The 21,177-nt window shown below is 63.1% G+C and carries 17 protein-coding genes; 7 read left to right on the top strand and 10 right to left on the bottom strand.

Translation table 11 applies throughout. The features are described 5' to 3' along the window. Positions 1 to 69: 69 nt before the first annotated feature. Positions 70 to 948, top strand: coding sequence for a LysR substrate-binding domain-containing protein (locus tag AC07N6_RS06800; RefSeq protein WP_494779549.1), 879 nt, complete (start codon positions 70 to 72; stop codon positions 946 to 948). A gap of 88 nt (positions 949 to 1,036) precedes the next feature. Beyond that, the gene (locus AC07N6_RS06795) at positions 1,037 to 1,813 is read left to right on the top strand and encodes a 2OG-Fe(II) oxygenase (RefSeq protein ID WP_494779548.1); all 777 of its coding nucleotides are present in this window, start codon (positions 1,037 to 1,039) and stop codon (positions 1,811 to 1,813) included. Between the two features lie 20 nt (positions 1,814 to 1,833). Here AC07N6_RS06795 and AC07N6_RS06790 read toward each other — a convergent pair whose 3' ends face one another. The 10 genes from AC07N6_RS06790 to AC07N6_RS06745 all read right to left on the bottom strand — a co-directional run bounded on the left by AC07N6_RS06790 (position 1,834) and on the right by AC07N6_RS06745 (position 16,563). Next, positions 1,834 to 3,069, bottom strand: a complete 1,236-nt coding sequence (locus AC07N6_RS06790) for a PepSY-associated TM helix domain-containing protein (RefSeq protein ID WP_494779547.1) — start codon at positions 3,067 to 3,069, stop codon at positions 1,834 to 1,836. Between the two features lie 225 nt (positions 3,070 to 3,294). Beyond that, entirely contained in the window at positions 3,295 to 5,451 is a 2,157-nt protein-coding gene (locus AC07N6_RS06785; RefSeq protein WP_494780253.1) for a TonB-dependent siderophore receptor, read from the bottom strand. A 526-nt stretch (positions 5,452 to 5,977) separates the two neighbouring features. Next, the gene (locus AC07N6_RS06780) at positions 5,978 to 8,206 is read right to left on the bottom strand and encodes a hybrid sensor histidine kinase/response regulator (protein WP_494779546.1); all 2,229 of its coding nucleotides are present in this window, start codon (positions 8,204 to 8,206) and stop codon (positions 5,978 to 5,980) included. A gap of 153 nt (positions 8,207 to 8,359) precedes the next feature. Next, positions 8,360 to 8,737, bottom strand: coding sequence for a hypothetical protein (locus AC07N6_RS06775; protein ID WP_494779545.1), 378 nt, complete (start codon positions 8,735 to 8,737; stop codon positions 8,360 to 8,362). Between the two features lie 515 nt (positions 8,738 to 9,252). Continuing rightward, on the bottom strand, positions 9,253 to 10,959 hold the full coding sequence (gene pgi / locus AC07N6_RS06770) for a glucose-6-phosphate isomerase (RefSeq protein WP_494779544.1): 1,707 nt from the start codon (positions 10,957 to 10,959) through the stop codon (positions 9,253 to 9,255). A 424-nt stretch (positions 10,960 to 11,383) separates the two neighbouring features. After that, complete coding sequence (locus AC07N6_RS06765) at positions 11,384 to 13,057, bottom strand: methyl-accepting chemotaxis protein (protein WP_494779543.1); 1,674 nt, start codon at positions 13,055 to 13,057, stop codon at positions 11,384 to 11,386. 300 nt (positions 13,058 to 13,357) lie between these two features. Beyond that, a complete protein-coding gene (locus AC07N6_RS06760; protein WP_494779542.1) occupies positions 13,358 to 13,690 on the bottom strand; it encodes a hypothetical protein in 333 nt (110 codons plus the stop codon). Beyond that, the gene (locus AC07N6_RS06755; RefSeq protein ID WP_494779541.1) at positions 13,680 to 13,811 is read right to left on the bottom strand and encodes a hypothetical protein; all 132 of its coding nucleotides are present in this window, start codon (positions 13,809 to 13,811) and stop codon (positions 13,680 to 13,682) included. The genes AC07N6_RS06760 and AC07N6_RS06755 overlap by 11 nt, the downstream gene beginning before the upstream one ends. Before the next feature lie 524 nt (positions 13,812 to 14,335). After that, complete coding sequence (gene nhaA / locus AC07N6_RS06750; protein WP_494780252.1) at positions 14,336 to 15,487, bottom strand: Na+/H+ antiporter NhaA; 1,152 nt, start codon at positions 15,485 to 15,487, stop codon at positions 14,336 to 14,338. A gap of 152 nt (positions 15,488 to 15,639) precedes the next feature. Continuing rightward, positions 15,640 to 16,563: a LysR family transcriptional regulator gene (locus AC07N6_RS06745; protein WP_494779540.1), complete on the bottom strand. Its 924-nt coding sequence runs from the start codon at positions 16,561 to 16,563 to the stop codon at positions 15,640 to 15,642. 272 nt (positions 16,564 to 16,835) lie between these two features. On the opposite strand from AC07N6_RS06745, the gene AC07N6_RS06740 reads away from it, so the two are divergent. The 5 genes from AC07N6_RS06740 to AC07N6_RS06720 all read left to right on the top strand — a co-directional run bounded on the left by AC07N6_RS06740 (position 16,836) and on the right by AC07N6_RS06720 (position 21,118). After that, positions 16,836 to 17,804 carry an agmatinase gene (locus tag AC07N6_RS06740; protein WP_494779539.1) on the top strand — a complete coding sequence of 323 codons (969 nt, stop codon included), beginning with the start codon at positions 16,836 to 16,838 and terminating at the stop codon, positions 17,802 to 17,804. A gap of 62 nt (positions 17,805 to 17,866) precedes the next feature. Next, positions 17,867 to 18,607: a transporter substrate-binding domain-containing protein gene (locus AC07N6_RS06735; protein WP_494779538.1), complete on the top strand. Its 741-nt coding sequence runs from the start codon at positions 17,867 to 17,869 to the stop codon at positions 18,605 to 18,607. An 18-nt stretch (positions 18,608 to 18,625) separates the two neighbouring features. Next, positions 18,626 to 19,294 carry an amino acid ABC transporter permease gene (locus AC07N6_RS06730; RefSeq protein ID WP_494779537.1) on the top strand — a complete coding sequence of 223 codons (669 nt, stop codon included), beginning with the start codon at positions 18,626 to 18,628 and terminating at the stop codon, positions 19,292 to 19,294. Beyond that, a complete protein-coding gene (locus AC07N6_RS06725) occupies positions 19,291 to 20,085 on the top strand; it encodes an amino acid ABC transporter ATP-binding protein (RefSeq protein ID WP_494779536.1) in 795 nt (264 codons plus the stop codon). Before AC07N6_RS06730 ends, AC07N6_RS06725 begins: the two co-directional genes overlap by 4 nt. Before the next feature lie 79 nt (positions 20,086 to 20,164). Continuing rightward, positions 20,165 to 21,118, top strand: a complete 954-nt coding sequence (locus tag AC07N6_RS06720) for an arginase family protein (protein WP_494779535.1) — start codon at positions 20,165 to 20,167, stop codon at positions 21,116 to 21,118. Positions 21,119 to 21,177 lie beyond the last annotated feature (59 nt).

Here is a 21,177-nt window from a genome sequence, read left to right as displayed (position 1 = left end):
GCTCAAGGATAGCCGCTGCCCATCAAAAGAGATAACATGTAATTTTTAATCAATTCGAAAGAATTTTTTATGGATAGCCGCTACCTCAAAAGCCTGATCGCCGTCATCGACAGCGGCTCCATTGCCGACGCCGCACGCGCCGAAGGCCTGACGGCGGCGGCCGTGAGCCAGCGTATCCAGGCGCTGGAGCGCTCGCTCGGCTTCGCCTTGCTGTCGCGCGCCGGCCATGCCGCCCGCGCCACCGAGGCCTGCCTGGCGCTGCTGCCGCGGGCGCGCCGCATCGTGCGCGAAGTCGCCTTGCTGGCCGGCGACGCCGACGATGAAGGCTTGACCGGCACGCTGCGCATCGGCGCCATTTCAACCGCGCTCACAGGCCTGCTGCCGGCCGCCCTGCGCGTGCTGACGCAACAAGCGCCCGGCATGCGCCCAAGCATCGTTCCCGGCACCTCGCGCTCGCTTTACCAGGCCCTGCTGGCCGGCGAGATCGACGCCGCCATCCTGGTGGCGCCGCCGTTCGAATTGCCCAAGACCCTGCACGCGCTGACGCTGCGCCGCGAGGAACTGATCCTGCTGGCGCGGCGCAAGCTGCGCGGCGACGCCGCCACGCTGCTGCGCACCCAGCCCTATATCCGATACGACCCGTCGGCCTGGGGCGGCCGCCCCGCCCAGCGCTACCTCGATGACCAGGGCCTGCAACCGGCGCTGCTATGCGACCTCGATGCCCTGGAAACCATTGCCATGCTGGTGGCCGATGGCGTCGGCGTGAGCCTGGTGCCGCGCTGGAACGGCCTGGACAAACTCGCCGCCGGCTGCCGCATGGAAGCGGTCGAACCCGAAGGGCATGCGCTCTACCCGCGCGACATCGTGCTGCTCATTCCCGCCCAGAGCGAACGCCCCAACATGCTGAGAATGTTGTCGCAGGCCATTCCGTCGGCCGAGCCGGCCTGAAATTCAATAGCAATTCAATAGCAAGAGGCGGAGTGCGCCGGCCCGGCAACCAGCCCACACTGGGCATATTCATCGACCAGGATTTGCCATGCCCGCCAACACCGCGCCCCTCTTTCCGCCCTTTCCGCCGGAAGCCCCCGATGCCGGCGCGGACCTGCAGCGGCGCATCGCCGCGCAAGCATGGAACGACATCGGCGCCGCATTGCATGCCGACGGCTGCGCCTTGATTCCATCCCTGTTCGATGCGCAGGAAGCGCTGCGGCTGGCCGAACTTTACGACGACGACAGCCTGTTCCGTTCGCGCATCGTGATGGCGCGCCACAATTTCGGACAGGGCGAATACCAATACTTCCGTTACCCGCTGCCGGCGCCGGTGCAGGCGCTGCGCAGCGCCTTCTATCCGCATCTGGCGCCGCTGGCCAACCACTGGAACGCCCTGATGGATATCGGCGTGCGCTATCCGGCCACGCACGCCGAATTCGTGCGCCGCTGCAACGATGCCGGGCAGGTGCGCCCGACGCCATTGCTGCTGCGCTACGAGGCCGGCGACTATAACTGCCTGCATCAGGATTTATATGGGGAACATGTGTTTCCGCTGCAGGTGGCGATCCTGCTGTCGGAACCGGGACGCGACTTCACCGGCGGCGAATTGGTGCTGACCGAACAGCGCCCGCGCATGCAGTCGCGCCCGCAAGTCGTGCCGCTGCGCCAGGGCGACGCGGTGGTGTTCGCGGTCAGCCAGCGGCCGGTGCCAGGCGCGCGCGGGCCCGGGCATGTCTATCGGGTCAACCTGCGCCACGGCGTATCGCGCCTGCGCAGCGGACGCCGGCATACGCTGGGCATCATCTTCCACGACGCCGCATAGCGCTCCAACCCGCCGGGATGTCAGCGCGGCTTGGCCACGGCCCGGGAAGCCGGCGCCAGGCGGGCGCGCTGCTGGATGCGCGCCTTGCGCTTGCGCACCCAGATCACCACGCCGGTCACCGACAGCATCGCCACCAGCGCGCCCATGAAGGAAATCAGGATACGCCCCGGCAGCCCGAGGATGCGGCCGGAGTGCAAGGGGAATTGCGCCTGCAGGAAGATGTCGCCGGCGCTGCCGTTGCCCGGCACCCGGCCGCCGGCGTAGGCGCCGGTATTGGCGTCGAAATACAGCCAGGCATTGCCCAGGCCGCCGTCGCCATGGTCGTTGCCGTTCTGGAAAAAGCCCACGCCATACACGCCGAACATCGAAGAATAGAACACGCCGCCGACCGGATCGGCCAGGCCCTGCTTGCCCCCTTCCTGCCGCCCCAGCGCCACCGCCTGTTCCCGCGAGATGCGCGGCTCGCCGGCCTTCTCCGGCGCCAACGGGGTACGCGTATCGAAGGGGCCGGGCGTCAGGGTCGAGACGGTTTGCAGGATCGGGCGCATGACCTGGCGCTCCAGGTTCATCGACACCGACGTCACCGCCAGCACCAGCAGCAAGGCCCACACCCACATGCCGCCGGAGCGGTGCAGGTCGAAGTTGAGCTTGTGGCCGCCGTCGCGCCAGCGGAAGGCGAACGATTTGCGCCAGCTGCGCCAATTGGGGAAAGACAGGTAGAGCGCGATGAAGCAATCCAGCGTCCATACGATGCCGATGATCCCCATGAGCCAGATGCCGGTTTCAATGCCGCCCATGTCGGGCAGGTGCATCGTGTAGTGCAGCTTGTACAGGAACGGCAGCAGGTTTTCCCGCGACAGCGACACCGCGCCCCACATGCGGCGGCCCTGGATCTCGGCGGTGACGGGGTCGACCGCGATCTGGTTAAAGTCCAGCGCGTAGGGTTTTCCGGTAGCGGGGTCGATGCGCGGCTCGACCATCATGCCGATGGTGTGGCCGGGCTCGCTCTCGGCCAATACATAGGTCACCCGCATCCTGGGCTCGGCCTGCTCGACCAGGTTGGCCAATTCCAGCCCGCCTTTGGGGGCGCCGGCGCCGGGCTGGCCGGCGCTGTTGGCATGGAACAGGCCGGGATTGAGCCAGGCATCCAGCTCATGGTCCCAGGAGATGACCGCGCCGGTGGCGCCGGAAATGAAAAGAAAGACCGCGGCCGCGAGGCCGAACCAGCGGTGGATGATGACGAACAGTGCGCGCATTGCTGTTTTACCTGGCTGCCGTTAGGTTGGTGTTGTTGGCTGGCTTGAATGATCTTCGGCGCTACGCCGATATCGCTTTGGAACCGCAACCTCTACAAGCACAAACGACAGCCTTCCTGAAAAAACGGGAAGGCTGTCTACAATTGAGAACGAGAATTGCTTCTTTTTCGATATTTTACTACCAGTGCACCTGCGATCAAAAGATCAGATCAAAAGATCAGAAGATCAGAAGTCCACCTTGGCGCTCACGCTGAAGGTGCGCGGGTCGCCTGGCTTGATGTAGTTCTCCCACTGGTATTGCCAATAGCGCTTGTCCAGCAGGTTGTTGACCGCGGCCCGGAACGTGGTGTCGTACTTGCCGATGCGGGTGGTATAGCTGGCGCCGAGGTTGAACAGCGTATAGCTGGGCACCTGGAGGTCGTTGGCCGCGCGCAGCATGGTGTTGCCGGTGTACTTGGCGTCGGCCATCAGTTTCAGGCCGGCCAGTTGCGGCACCAGGTAAGACAGCTGCGCGGTGGCCATCATGTCCGGCGCGCCGGCCACGCGGTTGCCGTTGTAGGTCGAACCCTTGCTGTACTTGGAATCGAGGAACATCAGGCTGCTGCCCAGTTGCCACTGCGAACCCAGCTTCAGCGCGCCGCCCAGTTCCAGGCCCTGGTAGTCGGATTGGCCATTCTGCACCAGCGCTCCGCTGGAATCGGTGTATTCAGCCGCCCGCTCGATGCGGAACAGCGCCGCCGTGGCGCTCCAGATACGCTGGTCGGTCTTGACGCCCACTTCATATTGCTTGCTCATGAGCGGCTTGAGTTGCTGGCCGTAGTTGGTGTTGGTCACACCGGGCGTGCCGCCCTGCTCCAGCGATTCCACATAGCTGCCATAGACCGTGGTATTGGGCTCGGGCTTGAACATCAGGGCTACCGTCGGGGTCAACGCCGACTTGTCGTAACGGGCGGTCCGGGCGCCGGTGGTGTCGAAGCTGTCCTGCTGGAACTGGTTGTAACGGGCGCCCGCCAGCAGCGACCACTGCTCGGAGAACTTCAGGGTATCGCTGGCGAACACCGCCTGCTGGGTGATGATGCCGGCGTGGTAGGTCTGCAGGTCGGTAGAGCTGTCATGCGAATTGGTGTTTTGCGTGTACAGGTTGCCGCTGCCAAGCAGTTGATAATACTGCGCAACCGAATAATCGTTGACCTGCTTTTGCCAGGATGCGCCGAGCACCAGCTGGTGCTCCAGGAAACCGGTTTTCGCATTGCCTTCCAGCATGGCCTGCCATTGGTCGAAGACATGGCCTTCGCGCGAATCGGAGCGCCAGTCGGCGTAATTGCCGGCGGCGTCGGTCAGGCTTGCGATGCCTTCGTTGCGAAAGCGCTTGGAGGTGCTGTGGCTATAGCTGAGGTTGGCTTTCCAGTCCGGCGTGATGCGGTAAGTCAGGCCGGTCTGGTACAGCTGGAAATTGGTGTCGATATGCTGCCCGGCGCCGACCAGGTTGCGGTTGCCGCCGCTGATGACGGCCGGCAAGCTGCCGCCGGCCAGGCCGGATGTGGTGATCGACGGCGTCTGGCCTTCCCCATTGCTGTTTTGCCAGAGCGCCTGGAAGTCCCAGGTCAGGTCGCGCGTGAGCCGCGCATCCAGTGCCAGCGATACCGAGTCGCGTTTGAGATAGCCCTCGTTGAAGGTCTCGCCCTGGTCGTGCGTGGCGTTGAGGCGATAACCGAACATCTGGTCGTTGCCGAAGCGCCCGCCCAGGTCGACGTGCTCGCTCCAGATGTTGCTGCTGGTATAGCCCACGCTGACGCTGCGCACCGGCGTGTCGGTCGGTTTCTTGGTGATGTAGTTGATCAGGCCGCCCGGCGAACCGAAGCCATACATGAAACCGGACGAGCCCTTGAGCAGGTCGATGCGCTCGAAGTGGTCGTAAGGCAGCGTAATGGCGTAGCTGAGGAAAGGCTTGCCGTCGATGCGGAAGGAATTCTGCCAGTCGGCCGGCAGGCCGCGGATGGTGATGTAGGAGGCCCAGGAGCTATAGCCGCCGCTGTTGTCGCTGACCGATGCATCGTTGAAAAAGACGTCGCCCAGCTTGAGGATCTGCCGGTCGGCCAGATCATCGGCGGTGACGCTGGTGACGGAGAACGGCGTATCCAGGATGGAACGCGAACCCAGCGCGCCGCTGCTCGACTGGGTCTGCAAGTGCTGCGTGCCTTCGCCGCTGCCGGTGACGGTCACCGTGGGCAGATTGGCGTCCTGGGAGTCTGCGGCCTGCGCCTGCTGCTCAGTTGAGGTCTGGGAGGCCTGCGCGGTCTGGGCCGCAGCCGGCGTGCTTGCCAATGCCGGCACCCCGGCCAGGGTCATATAAACAAGCGCCTTGCGCAGCGCGCGAATCATGGCGCGCGGCTGCGTCGGAATCGGATGATGACGGTTCAAGTTTTACCTTTTCAACAATTTAAATATAAATACAAATGGTAATTATTCGTATTTATATTAAATAAAACTAGTAAAAAAGGGAACAAGACTTACAAAATTTGATCGTTATGGGCGCAGTTAGATAGCGCCTTGGCAAGCTGCCGGCGCACGGGAGGGAAGCAAGGAAAGAAGAAAAAGGCTGGCGTAAGCGTTAATGCCGTTCAGTTAAGCACTGAACGGCATTGTGTTTGTGCAGTCCAGACTCCGTTCGCCCTGAGTAGCTGCGCAGCAGCGTATCGAAGGGCTGGCAAGAGCGCCAACGGTGACACGCTGGCTTCGATACGGCCCTGGCGGGCCTACTCAGCCCGAACGGGGTCTGTGATGAGTGTTTCAGAATTAGTCTTAACTGAACGGCATTACGGCGTAAGCGTCGTCGGAAAGCCGGCGAAAAACGCGGATGCCGCCCATCCGGCATGGATCCCGGCTGGCGCCGGAACCATCGGCGAACTCAGGCCGCAGCCGCGATTTTCCTGAGGATGTCCTGCAGTTGGGCGATGTCGTAAGGCTTGGGCAGGGAATGCGAGGCGAAGCCGACATTGCGCGCCACCACCGCGCCATAACCGGAAGCGAAGATGATGGACATGCCGGGGAAACGCAATAGCGCGTCCCGGGCCAGATCGACGCCTGAGATGCCCGGCAGGCTAACGTCGGTAAACAGCACATCGAACGCCTGCTCGTCCAGCGCCTTTTGCGCATCCTCTCCGGTGGCCACGCCGCGCGCCGCATGGCCAAGCGCTTCGAGCAACTCGCAGATCAGCTCCTGCGAATCGATGTTGTCTTCCACCACCAGCAAGCGCAAGCGCGGCACCTTGCCATCGTGATCTGCGGCAGCCCCATGCAGCTGCGCCGGCGTCATGCCGCTCAATCCCTGCGCCTTCCTGCGCTGGCGCTCCGCCACCGGCAAGACATGAATAGTGGCCGAGCCCGGCGCATCATCCACCGTGCCGCCGTCCCTGGCGCCGCGCATCGACTGCGCGCGGTGGGCGCGCCTGGACAGCATGTAACGGATGCGCTGCGCCAGTTGGTTGATGCGGTAAGGCTTGGAAAGCAGCTCGACCCCGGCATCCAGCCGCCCTTCATGCACGATGGCGTCGCGCGGGTAACCGGAAGTAAACAGGATCTCTATGCCCGGCAACAACTGGCGGGTCTGGCGCGCCAGCTCGGTGGCCGGCACGCTGCCCGGCATCACCACATCGGTAAACAGCATGTCGATCGCAATGCCGCTCCGGACAATGGCCAGCGCGCGCTCGCCATTGTCGGCCTTGAGCACGCGATAGCCCAGCGAGGACAGCGTATCGCTCACGGTCAATTGCAGGCTGGGGTCGTCTTCCACCACCAGGATGGTCTCGTCGCCGCCATGCACTTCCATGTCGCGGCTGTCGTCGACGACGGCCTCATCCTCCAGCGAACGCGGGAAACAGATGCGGATCGTGGTGCCCCGGCCCGTTTCGCTCTGGATGCTGATATGCCCCTTGCTCTGCTTGACGAAGCCGTAGGCCATGGATAAGCCGAGCCCGGTCCCCTCGCCTTCCTTCTTGGTGGTGAAGAACGGTTCGAAGGCGCGCTCGCGCACTTCCGGCGACATGCCGCAACCATTGTCGGAAATCGACAGCGCCACATAGTCGCCCGGCTCCAGGTCGGCTTGCGACAGGAAATGCGGATCGGACAAGCGCACGTTCTCCATCTGCAGCGTCAGGCGCCCGCCGTCGGGCATGGCGTCGCGCGCGTTGATGGCGGTGTTGATGATCAGATTCTCGACCTGGTTGGGGTCGAGCATGGCGTTCCACAGGTCGCTTGCCACAGCCGTGGAAATCTCGATGGTTTCGCCTATCGCGCGGCGCAACAGGTCATCCATGTCGTGCAGTACGCGCTTCAGGTTGATGCTGCGCGGCTGCAGCGGCTGCCGGCGCGCGAACGCCAGCAACTGCGACGACAGCTTGGCGCCGCGGTCGACCGCGTCGATGGCGATCTTCACGCGTTGGCGGCTCTTCTCTTCCAGCGTCGGATCGGACTGCAGCAACTGCAGGTTGCCGCCGATGATCTGCAGCACGTTGTTGAAGTCGTGCGCCACGCCGCCGGTCAATTGGCCTACCGCTTCCATTTTCTGCATCTGGCTCAATGCGGCCTCGGCGCGGCTGCGCTCCAGGATTTCCTCGACCACGCGCTGCTCCAGCGTATCGTTGAGCTCGCGCAGCGCCTCTTCGGCGCGGCGGCGTTCGGTGAGGTCGACCAAGGTGCACAGCACGCCTTCGACGCCGGCGCCGTCTGCCGCAAAAACCGGCACGTAGGAAAAGTCGAACCAAGCATCGACCTTGTCCTCCGGCAGCACTACGTGCTGCTCTTCCAGTGTCTGCATGCGGCCGCTGAAGCATGCCTCGATCGCGGCCAGATGCGCTGCGCGGATTTCCGGCCAAAACGGCGCCTCGGCCAGGCGCGCGCCGAACACGCCGGGATGCTGGCTGCCGATACAGGCCGCGAAGGAATCGTTGTAGAGGATGTTGCGTGCGCCGCCCCAGACCAGCAGGACCGGCGATGGCGAATGCAAGGCGATGTTCAGGGATGCCCGCAGCGGCACAGGCCAATGCGCCGGGTCGCCCAGCGCGTTGCCCGCCCAGTCGGACGCGGAAACGATCCTGCCGGCCTGACCGCCGCCGCGCAACCAAGAGATTTCTGCCATGTCATGAAAACGTGTAAGGCCCACTATGTCATTCGGGTACGGCGGCATCGGCGCCCTACTCCAGGGCCAAGGCACTTGACATATCTGCCCGGTTATATGAGGTTGCCTGGCAAGGAATCTGCACGGCATCCGCCATCAAGCGATGCGCCCTCGTCAGCGCCTCTTCTTTTTTTGCGCGCGCTCTTCCCGCAAGATGCGGTTGAGTTCGGCCAGTTCGTTGACCGCCTCGGGCGTCAGGATCACCGGTTCATTGGCATGGTAGGCGCGCCCGCCCAGACGTCCGTTCATGCCGATATAGGCACGCGCGCATTGGCGACGGTAAGCCAGGATATCTTCTTCGCCGTGCAAGGGCTGGCCGGAAGAGTCGCCCGGCGCGCCAAGCAATGCGCTGCCGATTTCTTCCTCGCATTCGTCCAGCGGTTTTTGCGGTTCGGTGGCGTGGTTTTCGATATGGTTCCGGTATGCGTCCCAGTCGCCTTGCTGAATGGAGATATTCTTGTCGGTCGGATGAGCAGAATCGGACTTGTCCATGACATTTCCCCTGTCAAATTTCCAAAGCTAGCAATCCCTGTTCCTCGCGCTTCCTAAGGCGCATTTCGACTTGCGCCTCCTGTGACGGGCGAAGCGTGTTGAACTTTGGAAACTGCAATCGATTTTTCTTTATATTTCATCGACAACATGGTTTTCACTCCCTGATATCCAGGTGCAAATACATGCGATGTTCCACAATCGCCGGCCAATTCATTTTAGCCAAACTGCATGGATTCGGCGGATTTTGTTTGTGAATAACGAGGGCTTAAAAACGAGGGCATGTATTGCCCATCAACATCATCGCCGTGCCCGATACTGCGGCTCCGAAACGGTTTTGACGATCATAGGCGGTGGCCATGATGAGCCTGTATCGGACGCCATCGTATTTATTTGTAGGACAAAGTGGAAGTTGCCGCACGGCGCCGATACTGCCCGCATCGGCAGCGTCGGCAGTGGATCCGCGTGACATGTTTGCACTGCCGCCGATGCCGCCGCCGGCGGACTCGAACTCGGACTCAGGCCGCCCTGGCCTGCTGCAAGTTGCCGCTGCGGCTGCAGTTGCGGAAGCGGCGGATCAATGCATTGGTGGAACTGTCGTGATGCAGCGGCTGGCGATGGTCCAGCAACTGGGACGCCGTGCGCTTGGCCAGCACCTTGCCCAGTTCGACACCCCACTGGTCGAAGGAGTCGATGTTCCAGATCACGCCCTGGGTGAACACGCTGTGTTCATACAACGCCACCAGCGTGCCCAGGCTGTACGGCGTGAGCTGGTTGACCAGCATGCTGTTGCTGGGGCGGTTGCCGTCGAATACGCGATGCGGCACCAGTTCTTCCGGCGTGCCCTCCCCGCGCACCTGGGCGGCGTTCTTGCCGAAGGCCAGGGCCTCGGCCTGGGCGAACATGTTCGCCATCAGCAATTCATGCTGGTCGCCGCTCTGTTCCAGCGGTTTGCAAAAGCCGATGAAGTCGCATGGCACCAGTTGGGTGCCCTGGTGCAGCATCTGGTAGAACGAGTGCTGGCCGTTGATGCCATTGTCGCCCCAATAGACCGGCGAGGTCGGGTAATCGACCGTCTCGCCGTTGACGGTGATGTGCTTGCCGTTGCTCTCCATCGTCAGTTGCTGCAGGTAGGCCGGCAGGCGCTTGAGGTATTGGCTGTACGGCAGCACCGCCTGGCTGGCGGCATGGAAAAAGTTGGTGTACCAGACCGTGAGCATGCCCAGGATCACCGGCAGGTTCCTCTCCGGCGGCGCACTGCGGAAATGCTCGTCCATGGCATGGAAACCGCGCAGCAGCTGGCGGAAATTTTCCGGGCCGATGGCGATCATGGTCGACAGGCCGATGGCGCTGGCCATCGAATAACGTCCGCCTACCCAATCCCAGAAACCGAACATGTTGTCGGGATCGATGCCGAACTGCGCGGCTTGCTTGATGTTGGTGGTCACGCCGGCGAAATGGCGCGACACGGCCCTTTCGTCACCCAGTTGGGCAACCAGCCAGTCGCGCGCGGCGTGGGCGTTGGTGATGGTTTCCAGCGTAGTGAAGGTTTTCGAGCAGACGATGAACAGCGTTTGCTCGGCCGGCAACGCACGCACGGTTTCCTGCAGCGCGGCGCCATCCACGTCCGACAGGAAATGCATGCTGATATCGCGCTTGCCGTAATAGCGCAACGCTTCATGCGCCATCATCGGGCCGAGGTCGGAACCGCCGATGCCGATGTTGACCACATGGCGGATCGGACGGCCGGTATGGCCCAGCCATTGGCCCGAACGCACCCGATCCGCGAAATCCTCCATGCGGCCCAGCACCTCTTGCACCTGCGCCACCACATCCTCGCCATCGACCACCAGGCGCGCTCCCGGCGGCTTGCGCAAGGCCGTATGCAATACCGGCCGCCCTTCGGTGTTGTTGATCTTCTCGCCACGGAACATGGCGTCGATGCGCTCTTGCAGGCCGCACTGGCGGGCCAGCTGCATCAGCAGCGCCATGGTTTCGGCGGTGACCAGGTTCTTCGAGTAATCGAGATAGATGCCGACGTCTTCGACCACCATGCTCTCGCCGCGTTTCGCATCAACGGCGAACAGGCGTTCAAGCTGGAAGTGGCGTGCGCGGTCGCGGTAATGCTCGTCGAGCGCGGCCCAGGCGCTTTTTTCGGTCAGCGGTTCACGTTGGGCATAGAGAAAGAGAGGCAACTGGATGTCGCTGGCGGGCAAAGTCGTCATGAGTCCTGCTCCTTGTTCCTGGTGTGCTGGGCGGGGCGAGCATGGCACAAACGCTGCGCCTCATGATGCAACGCACCAACGATAGCGCCAGGCAAGGGTTTTGTCTATCCGACCGCTTGCCCGCGGCATCGTCCCGATCTGGCCAAATGCTTGCTGGATAAGGCTTCTGGCCTTTTTGTATCGCATACAAGACAGAGCCACAGGGTAACGGGGCAACGGGTGCCAAGCGATAGGACTGCTCCGCTTTTCCCTGTAGGAAAAATGGAAATTGCCGCATTGCAACCGCGCATCGCGGCCGGGCGTTTTCCCCTGGAGCGCGGACGTTGCAGCGGCCGCAATGTGAAACCGGCCTCCCATGCGGATAGGCACGGGAAGCCGGAAATTTTCAGGCGGGCCGCTCGGCCGCTGTTTCAGGCGCCGGCCGTCAGAACGTTTGCCACGAGCTCTCGCCAGCCTGCCCCTGACGCAGCCGGGGTTCCTGGCGCGCCATCGCCATGCGGGAGGCCGCCGCCACGGCGCGCGCCGGCTGCGCGATCGCGCCATGCGACGCCAGCTTGAAGATGCCGATTTCGGACGACAGCTTGGCCGCCTGCTCCTGCATGGACTGGGCGGCCGCAGCGGCCTGTTCGACCAGCGCGGCATTTTGCTGGGTGACTTCGTCCATCTGGGCGATGGCCTTGTTGATCTCCTCGATGCCGCTGCTTTGCTCCGTGCTGGCGGCGGAAATTTCGGCGACGATGTCGGTCACGCTTTTCACGCTGGCCACGACTTGTTCCATGGTGGCGCCGGCCTGGGCCACCAGCTTGCTGCCGCCGTCGACCGTCGAGACCGAGTCGTCGATCAATTGCTTGATTTCCTTGGCCGCGGCCGCCGAGCGCTGCGCCAGGCTTCTCACTTCGGTGGCGACGACCGCGAAGCCGCGCCCTTGCTCGCCGGCGCGGGCCGCCTCCACCGCCGCGTTGAGGGCCAATATGTTGGTTTGGAACGCGATGCTGTCGATGACGCTGATGATGTCGACGATCTTCCTGGACGACGCATTGATCGCATCCATGGTGCTGACAACCTGGCCGACGACTTCGCCGCCCTGCAAGGCAATGGCCGATGCCGAGACCGCCATCTGGTTGGCCTGGCGCGCGTTGTCGGCGTTCTGCCTGACGGTCGAGGTCATTTCCTCCATCGCGGAGGCAGTCTCTTCAAGTGAACCCGCTTGCTGCTCGGTGCGCGCCGACAGGTCCAGGTTGCCGGTGGCGATTTCGTTGGAGGCGGTGGTGATCGCGTCGGCGCCCGTGCGAACGCCGGAGACGATGCCCACCAGATTGTCGTTCATCGTCTTGAGCGCATGCATCAGCTTGCCGGTCTCGTCGCGGGAGCTTGCATCGATGCGCGTGGTGAGGTCGCCGGCGGCGACGTTTTCGGCAACGCGCACGGCTTCATTGAGCGGGCGCACGATGGAGCGCGTCAGCAAATAGCCGAGAACGATCGATGCCAGCGCCGCAACGATCGAGCCGGCCAAGGTGACTTCGATCGCCAGCGCGCCATCGGCAATCGCCTGCGCTCCCTCTTGCTGAAGCTGCTGGTCTTGCGAATTGGCGAAGGCGGTGGCCGTATTGAGAAAGGCGTTCTGCGATACCGTGAGCTTCCTCAACGCATACTCCCCGGCCGCCTCGATGTTGCCGGAGCGCGCCAGCGCCAGCAGTTCGGCCTTGCCGGCGTCGAAGCTGACGCGGGTTTCGTCGAGCACCTTGATTTTCTTCTTGCCGACTTCGGTCGATTGTTTCGCGGCGATCTTGTCGATGGCTTCCTTGGTCTTGCGGACCGCGGTCTCGAGCTGGACGTAACGCGCCTTGTTGAGTTCAGGCCGGCCGGCATCGATCACGATGCCCCGCAAGTACTTGATCTGGTCGTTCACGCCGTCGCGCACATCGAACGCCCAGCGCACCTTGAGGTAGCGGTCGTTGATGATCTGGTCGATGGTTTTGTTGATGTTGCTGATCTTGACGAAGGTGGTGGCGCTGACAACCGCAAGCAGCGCCACAATCAATGCAAAAACGGCTCCAAGGCGAGCCGCCACACTGAGATTCTTGAAATACGATGGCATGGGTTCTTCTCTTTACTGTTCATATTAGGTAGCTGTCTCCCCTTCTCCTTCGAAGGCGATGCCGTCTGTTTTTCTGAACAGTAATGACCAACTGAACCGGTATTTTTATTCTTAGCGAACAGGATGATGCGACAAAAATTGCAACAAGGCAATGGCATATGCGCGGGCATCCTGCAATTTGTGCCGTTTTGGCCTCAACCCGCGTGATGAATGGCCAATGTACGATCAAGGCAAAAATGAAATCGCCTGCATGCCCATGGTGTAGGGCGATGCAGGCAGGCGGCGGGGGATTGCCCGGCCCTAGTCCACCTCCCGTTGCCGAGGCCGATGGTGGGCGCCCTTGATCTTGAAGAATTCGTCCCGCAGCCACAGCCGGTAGACCAGATAGGCGCCAAACGCACAGCCGGCAATCAGGACGTAGAGCGCATACCAGCTCAGCATGAGCGCCCCATACGACACGATTTGATCCAGGATCCCCATTGCGCCTCTCCCCGCTCGCCGCGGCTTGCGCCGCGCTCCAATTGCGTCTTCAACCGTCCGGGCAACCCAGGCAAACGCCTGCGCGCAGGTCAGGCGCCACGCTGCCGAGGGCAGCAGGCTCCATGACAAATGCCGACAAGGGTCAATGGCCAAGGTCGAATCCGCTGCGCCGCCAGACGTACGCGCCGAATGCACAGCTCGCGATGAGCACGTACACGGCATACCACAGCAAGGCTTGCACACCATAGCTCATCAGAAGATCGATGATTTTCATATTGTCTCCACCAAATATTTTTTGCTGACGCGCCCAGCTCGCGCAGCTTATTGTTCAGCCTTCCATGAAAGCCCGCCTATGCGCCGGCCTTCAAAAAATGCACCAAATTGTTGCACTTGGCCTGCTGCCAGTCGAACCCGTCATTCACGGGCAATCCCGCGCAGTTACTGAACTTAAGTTCATCTTGCTCTTGCCATTTTGCGAAGTAAAGAAGCACTTATTTCGCGCAGCAGCAATTTCCGCATGTCATAAATAAAAAGCCATCCGGCAATGCTTGCCGGTTTGACTTTCCTCTTTCGGGCGCAGGGGATGCAACGGATTTGGGCGATGCCGATTCATTGGCAAAATGACATTCTGCAATGCAATACGAAAATTCGGGCTGCCGTCGCCATTTGACGACGGCAGCCTTCAAAAACATCGATAAAGATATAAATAATTATTGAGAATAATGATTGGGATGTACGGCTGTGGGGATTCCCCGGATTTCCCGGATCACCCGCACGCCGATTCCGCCCTTGAGACATTCAGCGCGGCGATGTCTTCCGCCATAAAACCAGCGTTCCCAGCAAACCTGCCAGGATGGAGCCGCCAAGCACGCCCAGCTTGAGCTTCGCCTCGAAATCCGGGCTCAGCCCCTGGAAGGCCAGGCCGCCGATGAACAGGCTCATGGTGAAACCGATCCCGCACAGCATGCATACGCCCACGAATTGGCGCGTGCTGGCGCCGGCCGGCGTACTGGCCAGGCCGCTGCGTATCATCAGCCAGCTGGCGCCGAAGACGCCGACGGTCTTGCCCACCACCAGCCCGGCGGCGATGCCCAGCGGGACCGGATCGAGCAGGCTGCCCAAGGACATCCCCTGCAGCGACACGCCGGCGTTGGCGAAGGCGAACATCGGCAGCACCAGGAACGCCACCCACGGATGCAGGCCATGCTCCAGCGCGCCGGCCAGCGGCCGCTCCTTCTTGTCGCGCATCGGTATCGCCAGCGCCGTCACTACGCCGGCCAGCGTGGCGTGAATGCCCGACTTCAGCACGCACACCCAGATCGCCAGGCCGACCACGATATAAACGTCGGCCCGCCGCACGCCCGCGCGGTTGAGCAGCAGCAGCACGATGGCGCCAATGCCGGCCGACGCCAGCATGCCCAGCGACAGGCTATCGGTATAGAACAGCGCAATGACGACGATGGCGCCGAGGTCGTCGATAATCGCCACGGCGGTCAGGAATACCTTGAGCGAGGTCGGCACGCGCGAACCCAGCAGCATCACGATGCCGATGGCGAAAGCGATGTCGGTCGCCGCAGGAATCGCCCAGCCGCGCAACGCCGCCGCATCGCTCCAGTTGATTGCGGCATAGATCGCCGCCGGCACCAGCATGCCGCCCAGGGCCGCCACCGCGGGCAGGATGGCCTGGCGGCGCGAGGCCAGCTCCCCTTCCACGAACTCCCGCTTGATCTCAAGCCCGACCAGGAAAAAGAACACGGCCATCCACAGGTCGTTCACCCACAACAGCAGCGGCTTGGACAGTACGATCAGCCCGCCGATATCGACCGTGCCCTGGATGCGCGTGAAATCTTCATAGAGGCCGCGCCATGACGAATTGCTGACGACCAGCGCCAGCACGGCGGCGATGGCCAGCACGATGCCGCCGGCCGCCTCATTCGCGAAAAACTGCATGAAGGCCTTGCCGCCGCTGCGGTTGTGGTGTGCATTGCTCAAATCGATACTCCTTGCCAGCTCATCGTTAACCAAGGGCAGACTGTACCAACTGTGGCGCGTTTCTCCAAATCGGCCGTCTTGCGCAACGGCATGGCGCCGCTTGCGCCGGATCAGGCCGTATCGGTTCCGGCGCCGGCGGCCGGAAGGCCGTGCGTCTTGCGCAGCAGCTCCAGCGTCTTTTCGGCGGCCAGCGACAACGGCCGCGCGCCATTGGTGACCGCATAGATCTTGACGCTGAAGGTGGGCGACTTCGGCACCTCGGCCAGCGGCACGACGCGCTTGAGCATGTTGGCGTAATGCGTGGGCAGCACGCCCACGTAATGGGTGCTGCCCACCAGCATGGCCACCGACTCCATCCCGATGGCTTCGGGGCCGCGCCGATATCCCATGTGTTCGATGACTTCCTCGACGAAAGGCTGGGCCGCGCGATAGACGATGGGCAGCTCCGATGGCTTGCGCATGCGTTCGCCCTGTTTGCTCTTGACGTAGTAAAGGCGGTGCGTCTCCTCGAACAGCTCAAGGTAATTCAAGCCCGGCGCGCGCGCATAGGCCTGGTGGATGCCCTTGATGACGATATCCAGCTTGCGTTCCATCAGCGCCCCGATCAGCGAATTGGTCGGCATGGTCGATAAGGTCAGCGCGACCTCGGGGGCGCTTCGGGATAACAGGTCCAGCGTCGCCTGCAGCGAACAGTCCGGGTTGCCGATCACGTTGTCGCTCATGCCGATCGCCACCGGCCCGGAAACAATCCCGCGTCCGGCCTGCACCGCGGGAATGATGCGGTCCAGCGCATCCAGCGCATCTTCGGCATAGCGCAGGATGATGGCGCCGTCGGGCGTGAGCTCGAAGCCGCCGGGGCCGCGGATGCACAGCCGGCAGCCCAGGCTGTCCTCCACCGCCTTGATCTGGCGGCTGATGGTCGCCTTGGTCATGCCCAGCAGCTTTTCTGCCGCCGCGAAGCCCTTGGCCTGCGCCGCCACACGGAAAATCCGCAGGGCGCGCAGGTCGCGCTCGTTCAATGCTTTGCGTGTCATGTTTGTTTTCTCTCACCTCATTCGGTACTACCTTGAGCAAGCGCCATGCCACCTCCGCCGCGCGGCCGTTTCCGCTTGCCGCGGCCGGCGACGAACCTCCATCGAAATAATTTCGACTTTCCTGAGATTCTTTGCCAGCGCGGATTTCCGGGCGAAAAAGGTTTCGATTTCCGCAACCGTGATTACAAAGAAAACGGGTTTTTTATTGAAGTTGGCGCTTGTACCATCGGCGCAAGCAGTGCCCCATCGCCAACCATTTCCAGAGTGACGCCATGCCCCTTCCCCTCACCGTTGCCCCCAAAACCAACCACAAGTCGCTGCTGTTTTCCGAACTGGCGCTCGACCTCGACCATCTCGATGCCGACTTCGCCGTGCTCGGCATGCCTTATGGCGCCGCCTATTCCCCGGCCGACTACAACAACGACCAGACCAACGCGCCCACCGCCATCCGCCAGGCCTCCGACCGCGTCATCCGCAGCCCCGAGCGCTACGACTTCGACATCGAAGGCCCGCTGCTGCAAGGCCGCAGCGACATCCGCTTCGTCGATTGCGGCGACGTGCCGGCCGACCTGAACGACCCGCGCGGCCATTATGCCCGCGCCGAGGCGGCCACCCGCAAAATCCTGAAAGCCGGCGCCATCCCCATCGTGCTGGGCGGCGACCACGGCATCACCAATCCCATCCTGCGCGCCTATGACGACCAGGGCCCGCTCACCATCGTTCACGTCGACGCCCACCTGGACTGGCGCGACGAGGTCAACGGCGTGAAGGATGGTCTGTCCAGCCCGATCCGCCGCGCCTCGGAACTGCCTTATGTGAAAAACATCGTCCAGATCGGCATGCGCGCCTCCGGCAGCGCCCGCCAGCAGGATGCCGACGATGCCCGCAACTGGGGCGCCCAGATCATCACCGCCTATGAACTGCACAAGATCGGCATGGAAGCGGTGCTGGCGCGCATTCCCGACGGCGGCCGCTACTACCTGACCATCGATGCCGATGGCATGGACCCGACCTGCATGCCTGCCGTGGCCGGCCCGGCGCCCGGCGGCGTGGACTTCATCCAGATGCGGGAACTGATCCACGGCCTGGTGAAGAAGGGCCGCGTGGTCGGCATGGATATCGTCGAGATCCAGCCCGAGAAGGATATCCACCAGATCTCGTGCATGACCGCCGGCCGCCTGATCCTCAACCTGATCGGCAGCGCCATCCGCGCCGGCTATTTCGACGGCAAGCGCAAGTAGTCCGCCAGCCGCTTTTTTTCGCAGCAAGCCCACCACCATCATCATCACAAACAGGGGAAATCATGAAGCTGAAGAACATCATCATGGCCGGCGCACTGGCGCTGGGCGCCTACGCCAATCTCGCGTGCGCCGCCGAGCCGGTACGCGTGGCGATCGATCCGACCTTCCCGCCGATGGAATACATCCAGGACGGCAAGCGGACCGGCTTCGACATCGACATGGCCGCCGCGCTGTCGGAAAAGCTGGGACGTCCGCTGGCCTATACCGACATGGACTTCAAAGGCATGATCCCCTCCGTCATCTCCGGCCGCCAGGATATCGTGCTGTCGGCCATCTACATCACCGACGAGCGCAAGAAGGTGGTGGACTTCACCGATCCCTACTTCACCGCCGGCCTGGTGGTGATGGTCAAGAAAGGCAACACCAGCCTCGCCAAACCGGACGACCTGTCCGGCAAGCGCGTGGCGGTGCAGGTCGGCACCAAGTCGATCGCCTGGATGAAGGAACACTACCCGGCCGCCAAGCTGGTCGAAGTCGAGAAGAATGAAGAGATGTTCAACTCGCTGGAAGCCGACCGCGCCGACGCCGTGGTCACCGGCAAGCCGGCCGCCCTGCTGTACGCCAAGAACCGCGGCACCGCCAAGGTGCTGCCGGAGCCGCTCACGCGCGAGGACTACGGCATCGCGGTCAGCAAGAAACTGCCGCAGTTGCGCGAGGACATCAACCGTGCGCTGCGCGACATCAAGGCCGATGGCACCTACGACAAGATCCTGCTGCGCTGGTTTGGCGCCGACGCCAAATAAAGCCGACGCGAGCCTCCGATGGATTTTGATTTCTTGCCGGTGATCGCCGGTTGGGGTGACCTCGCGCGCGGCGCGCTGGTCACCGTCGAGGTCACGCTGGTTGCACTGGCGCTGTCCTGCCTGCTGGGCACGCTGATCGGCCTGGCGCGCGTCAACCCGCGCCGCCGGCTGGCCTACGGCGCAGCCAACACCTATGTGGTGTTCATCCGCGGCACGCCGCTGCTGGTGCAGCTGTTCATCCTGTTCTATGGGCTGCCCTACTTCGGCATCACGTTGCCGGCCTTCGAATGCGGCGTGCTGGGCCTGGGCTGTTATTCGGCGGCCTATGTCTCGGAAATCGTGCGCGGCGCGGTGATCTCGATCGACCGCGGGCAGATGGAAGCGGCGCGTTCGATGGGCATGTCGGCGCGCATGGCGATGCGGCTGGTGGTGCTGCCGCAGGCCTTCGTACGGATGATTCCGCCGCTGGCCAACGAATTCATCGCGCTGACCAAGAATTCCGCCCTGGTGTCGCTGGTGACCATCCACGACCTGATGCACGAGGGGCAGAAGATCATCAGCGTATCGTACCGCTCGCTGGAAGTTTATCTGGCCATCGCCCTGGTTTACCTGGTGCTGACCACCGGCACGGCCTTGCTGTTGCGGCAGGTGGAAAACCGCCTGCGCGCGGGAGGGATGGTGCAATGAACGCGACCAGCCAGATCAATCCGGCCGACGCGCCCATCATCAACGTCAGCGGCCTGAGCAAACATTTCGGCGCGCACCAGGTGCTGCACGATGTCAGCGCCCGCTTCAACCGCGGCGAAGTGGTGGTGGTGATCGGCCCCAGCGGCTCGGGCAAGAGCACCTTCCTGCGTTGCTGCAACGGCCTGGAAATCGCCGAAGCCGGCTCCATCAACATCTGCGGCGAGTGGCTGCTCAAGGATGGCGCAGCGCTGGCCGAGGAGGCCCTGAACGAATTGCGCAAGCATGTGGGCATGGTGTTCCAGTCGTTCAACCTGTTCCCGCACCTGTCGGTACTTGGCAACGTGGCGATCGGGCCGCGCAAGATCCTGGGCATGCCGCGCGACGCGTCTGAAAAAATCGCCCGCGAACTGCTGGCCAAGGTCGGCCTGGCGCACAAGGCCGAGGCGATGCCGGCCAGCCTGTCCGGCGGCCAGAAGCAGCGCGTGGCGATCGCCCGCGCGCTGGCCATGAAGCCGGAGGTGATGCTGTTCGACGAGCCGACCTCGGCGCTGGACCCGGAGCTGGTAGGTGAAGTCCTGCAGGTGATGCAGCAGTTGGCGGCCGAAGGCATGACCATGATCGTGGTCACGCATGAGATGTCTTTCGCCCGCGAAGTGGCTGACGTGCTGGTGGTGATGGAAGACGGCCGCATCGTCGAAAGCGGCCCGGCGCGCGCGATCTTCGAGGCGCCGGCGCATGGGCGCACGCGCCTGCTGCTGCAGAAAGTGGCAGCGGCCGCCACCGTCGCATAAACAAGCGAAAGACAACGCAAGCCCGCCGCCGTCCCGGCTTCCGCCGGGGCGGCGACGCAAGAACCTCCGGGAGAACACCATGACCAATATGCGCGGCATCGGCCGCACCAACCGCGCCTTTACCGGCATCCCCACCTTCCTGCGCAGCGACCTGTGCACCGACCTCGACGCCATTGCCGCCGACCTGGCGGTGTTCGGGGTGCCGCTGGACGAAGGCTCGCCGTTCCTGCCCGGCGCGCGCTTCGCCCCGCGCAGCATCCGCGAGCATTCGATGCGCTTCGCCGCGACCGGCTTCTTCGACGTCGAACGCCAGCGGCAATACCTGACCACCGAGATCGCCGACGGCCGTATCGTCGACATCGGCGACGTCGACGTGCTGCCCACCAACATCGCCCAGACCGCCGCCAACGTCACCGCCCTGGTGACGGCCCTGCGCGCACGCGGCGTGATGCCGGTGGGCATCGGCGGCGACCATTCGGTGAGCTTCCCCATCCTGCGCGGCTTCGACGAGCCCCTCCATGTGGTGCAGTTCGACGCCCACCTCGACTACGCGCCCGTCACCCCCGAGCTGCAATACACCAACGGCCAGCCGTTCCGGCACATCTCGGGCTTGCCGCATGTGAAGAGCGTGACCCAGGTCGGCATCCGCAGCCTGCGGGTACGCCCGGCCGAATTCACGGATACCCGCGCCGCCGGCAACCGCGTGGTCACCATGGGCGATTTCCGCCGCGGCGCGCCGGCCGACATCGCCGCCGGCCTGCCGGCCGGCGAAAAGTGCTACGTCAGCATCGACATCGACGCGCTCGACATGTCGCTCACGCCCGGTTGCGTCTCGGCCGAGCCGAACGGCCTGATGTATGCGGAGCTGCGCGACGCGCTCATCGCGCTGGCCGAGCGCATGGAGATCGTCGGCTTCGACCTGGTGGAGGTATGTCCGCCCCTGGACGTGGGCACCGGCGTGACCTCGTATCTGGGCGCCCATGTCATGGTTGAATTCATGGGGCATATCTTCGCCAATCGCGGCAAGCGCTGATCGCCCGCTTCCCGTTCATGCAAAAAGGCCGGCATCGCTGCCGGCCTTTTTGCATTGGC

This window comes from Herbaspirillum sp. GW821-FHT09A12 (assembly GCF_059418325.1).
Note: the sequence above shows the minus strand (reverse complement) of the source record. Positions and strands in the feature narration are given on the sequence as shown.

Excerpts from the sequence above, each read along its gene's own strand:
- AC07N6_RS06800 (WP_494779549.1), top strand. The coding sequence starts at position 70 with ATGGATAGCCGCTACCTCAAAAGCCTGATCGCCGTCATCGACAGCGGC.
- AC07N6_RS06795 (WP_494779548.1), top strand. The coding sequence starts at position 1,037 with ATGCCCGCCAACACCGCGCCCCTCTTTCCGCCCTTTCCGCCGGAAGCC.
- AC07N6_RS06790 (WP_494779547.1), bottom strand. The coding sequence starts at position 3,069 with ATGCGCGCACTGTTCGTCATCATCCACCGCTGGTTCGGCCTCGCGGCC.
- AC07N6_RS06785 (WP_494780253.1), bottom strand. The coding sequence starts at position 5,451 with ATGATTCGCGCGCTGCGCAAGGCGCTTGTTTATATGACCCTGGCCGGG.
- AC07N6_RS06780 (WP_494779546.1), bottom strand. The coding sequence starts at position 8,206 with ATGGCAGAAATCTCTTGGTTGCGCGGCGGCGGTCAGGCCGGCAGGATC.
- AC07N6_RS06775 (WP_494779545.1), bottom strand. The coding sequence starts at position 8,737 with ATGGACAAGTCCGATTCTGCTCATCCGACCGACAAGAATATCTCCATT.
- pgi (WP_494779544.1), bottom strand. The coding sequence starts at position 10,959 with ATGACGACTTTGCCCGCCAGCGACATCCAGTTGCCTCTCTTTCTCTAT.
- AC07N6_RS06765 (WP_494779543.1), bottom strand. The coding sequence starts at position 13,057 with ATGCCATCGTATTTCAAGAATCTCAGTGTGGCGGCTCGCCTTGGAGCC.
- AC07N6_RS06755 (WP_494779541.1), bottom strand. The coding sequence starts at position 13,811 with ATGAAAATCATCGATCTTCTGATGAGCTATGGTGTGCAAGCCTTGCTG.
- nhaA (WP_494780252.1), bottom strand. The coding sequence starts at position 15,487 with ATGCAGTTTTTCGCGAATGAGGCGGCCGGCGGCATCGTGCTGGCCATC.
- AC07N6_RS06745 (WP_494779540.1), bottom strand. The coding sequence starts at position 16,563 with ATGACACGCAAAGCATTGAACGAGCGCGACCTGCGCGCCCTGCGGATT.
- AC07N6_RS06740 (WP_494779539.1), top strand. The coding sequence starts at position 16,836 with ATGCCCCTTCCCCTCACCGTTGCCCCCAAAACCAACCACAAGTCGCTG.
- AC07N6_RS06735 (WP_494779538.1), top strand. The coding sequence starts at position 17,867 with ATGAAGCTGAAGAACATCATCATGGCCGGCGCACTGGCGCTGGGCGCC.
- AC07N6_RS06730 (WP_494779537.1), top strand. The coding sequence starts at position 18,626 with ATGGATTTTGATTTCTTGCCGGTGATCGCCGGTTGGGGTGACCTCGCG.
- AC07N6_RS06725 (WP_494779536.1), top strand. The coding sequence starts at position 19,291 with ATGAACGCGACCAGCCAGATCAATCCGGCCGACGCGCCCATCATCAAC.
- AC07N6_RS06720 (WP_494779535.1), top strand. The coding sequence starts at position 20,165 with ATGACCAATATGCGCGGCATCGGCCGCACCAACCGCGCCTTTACCGGC.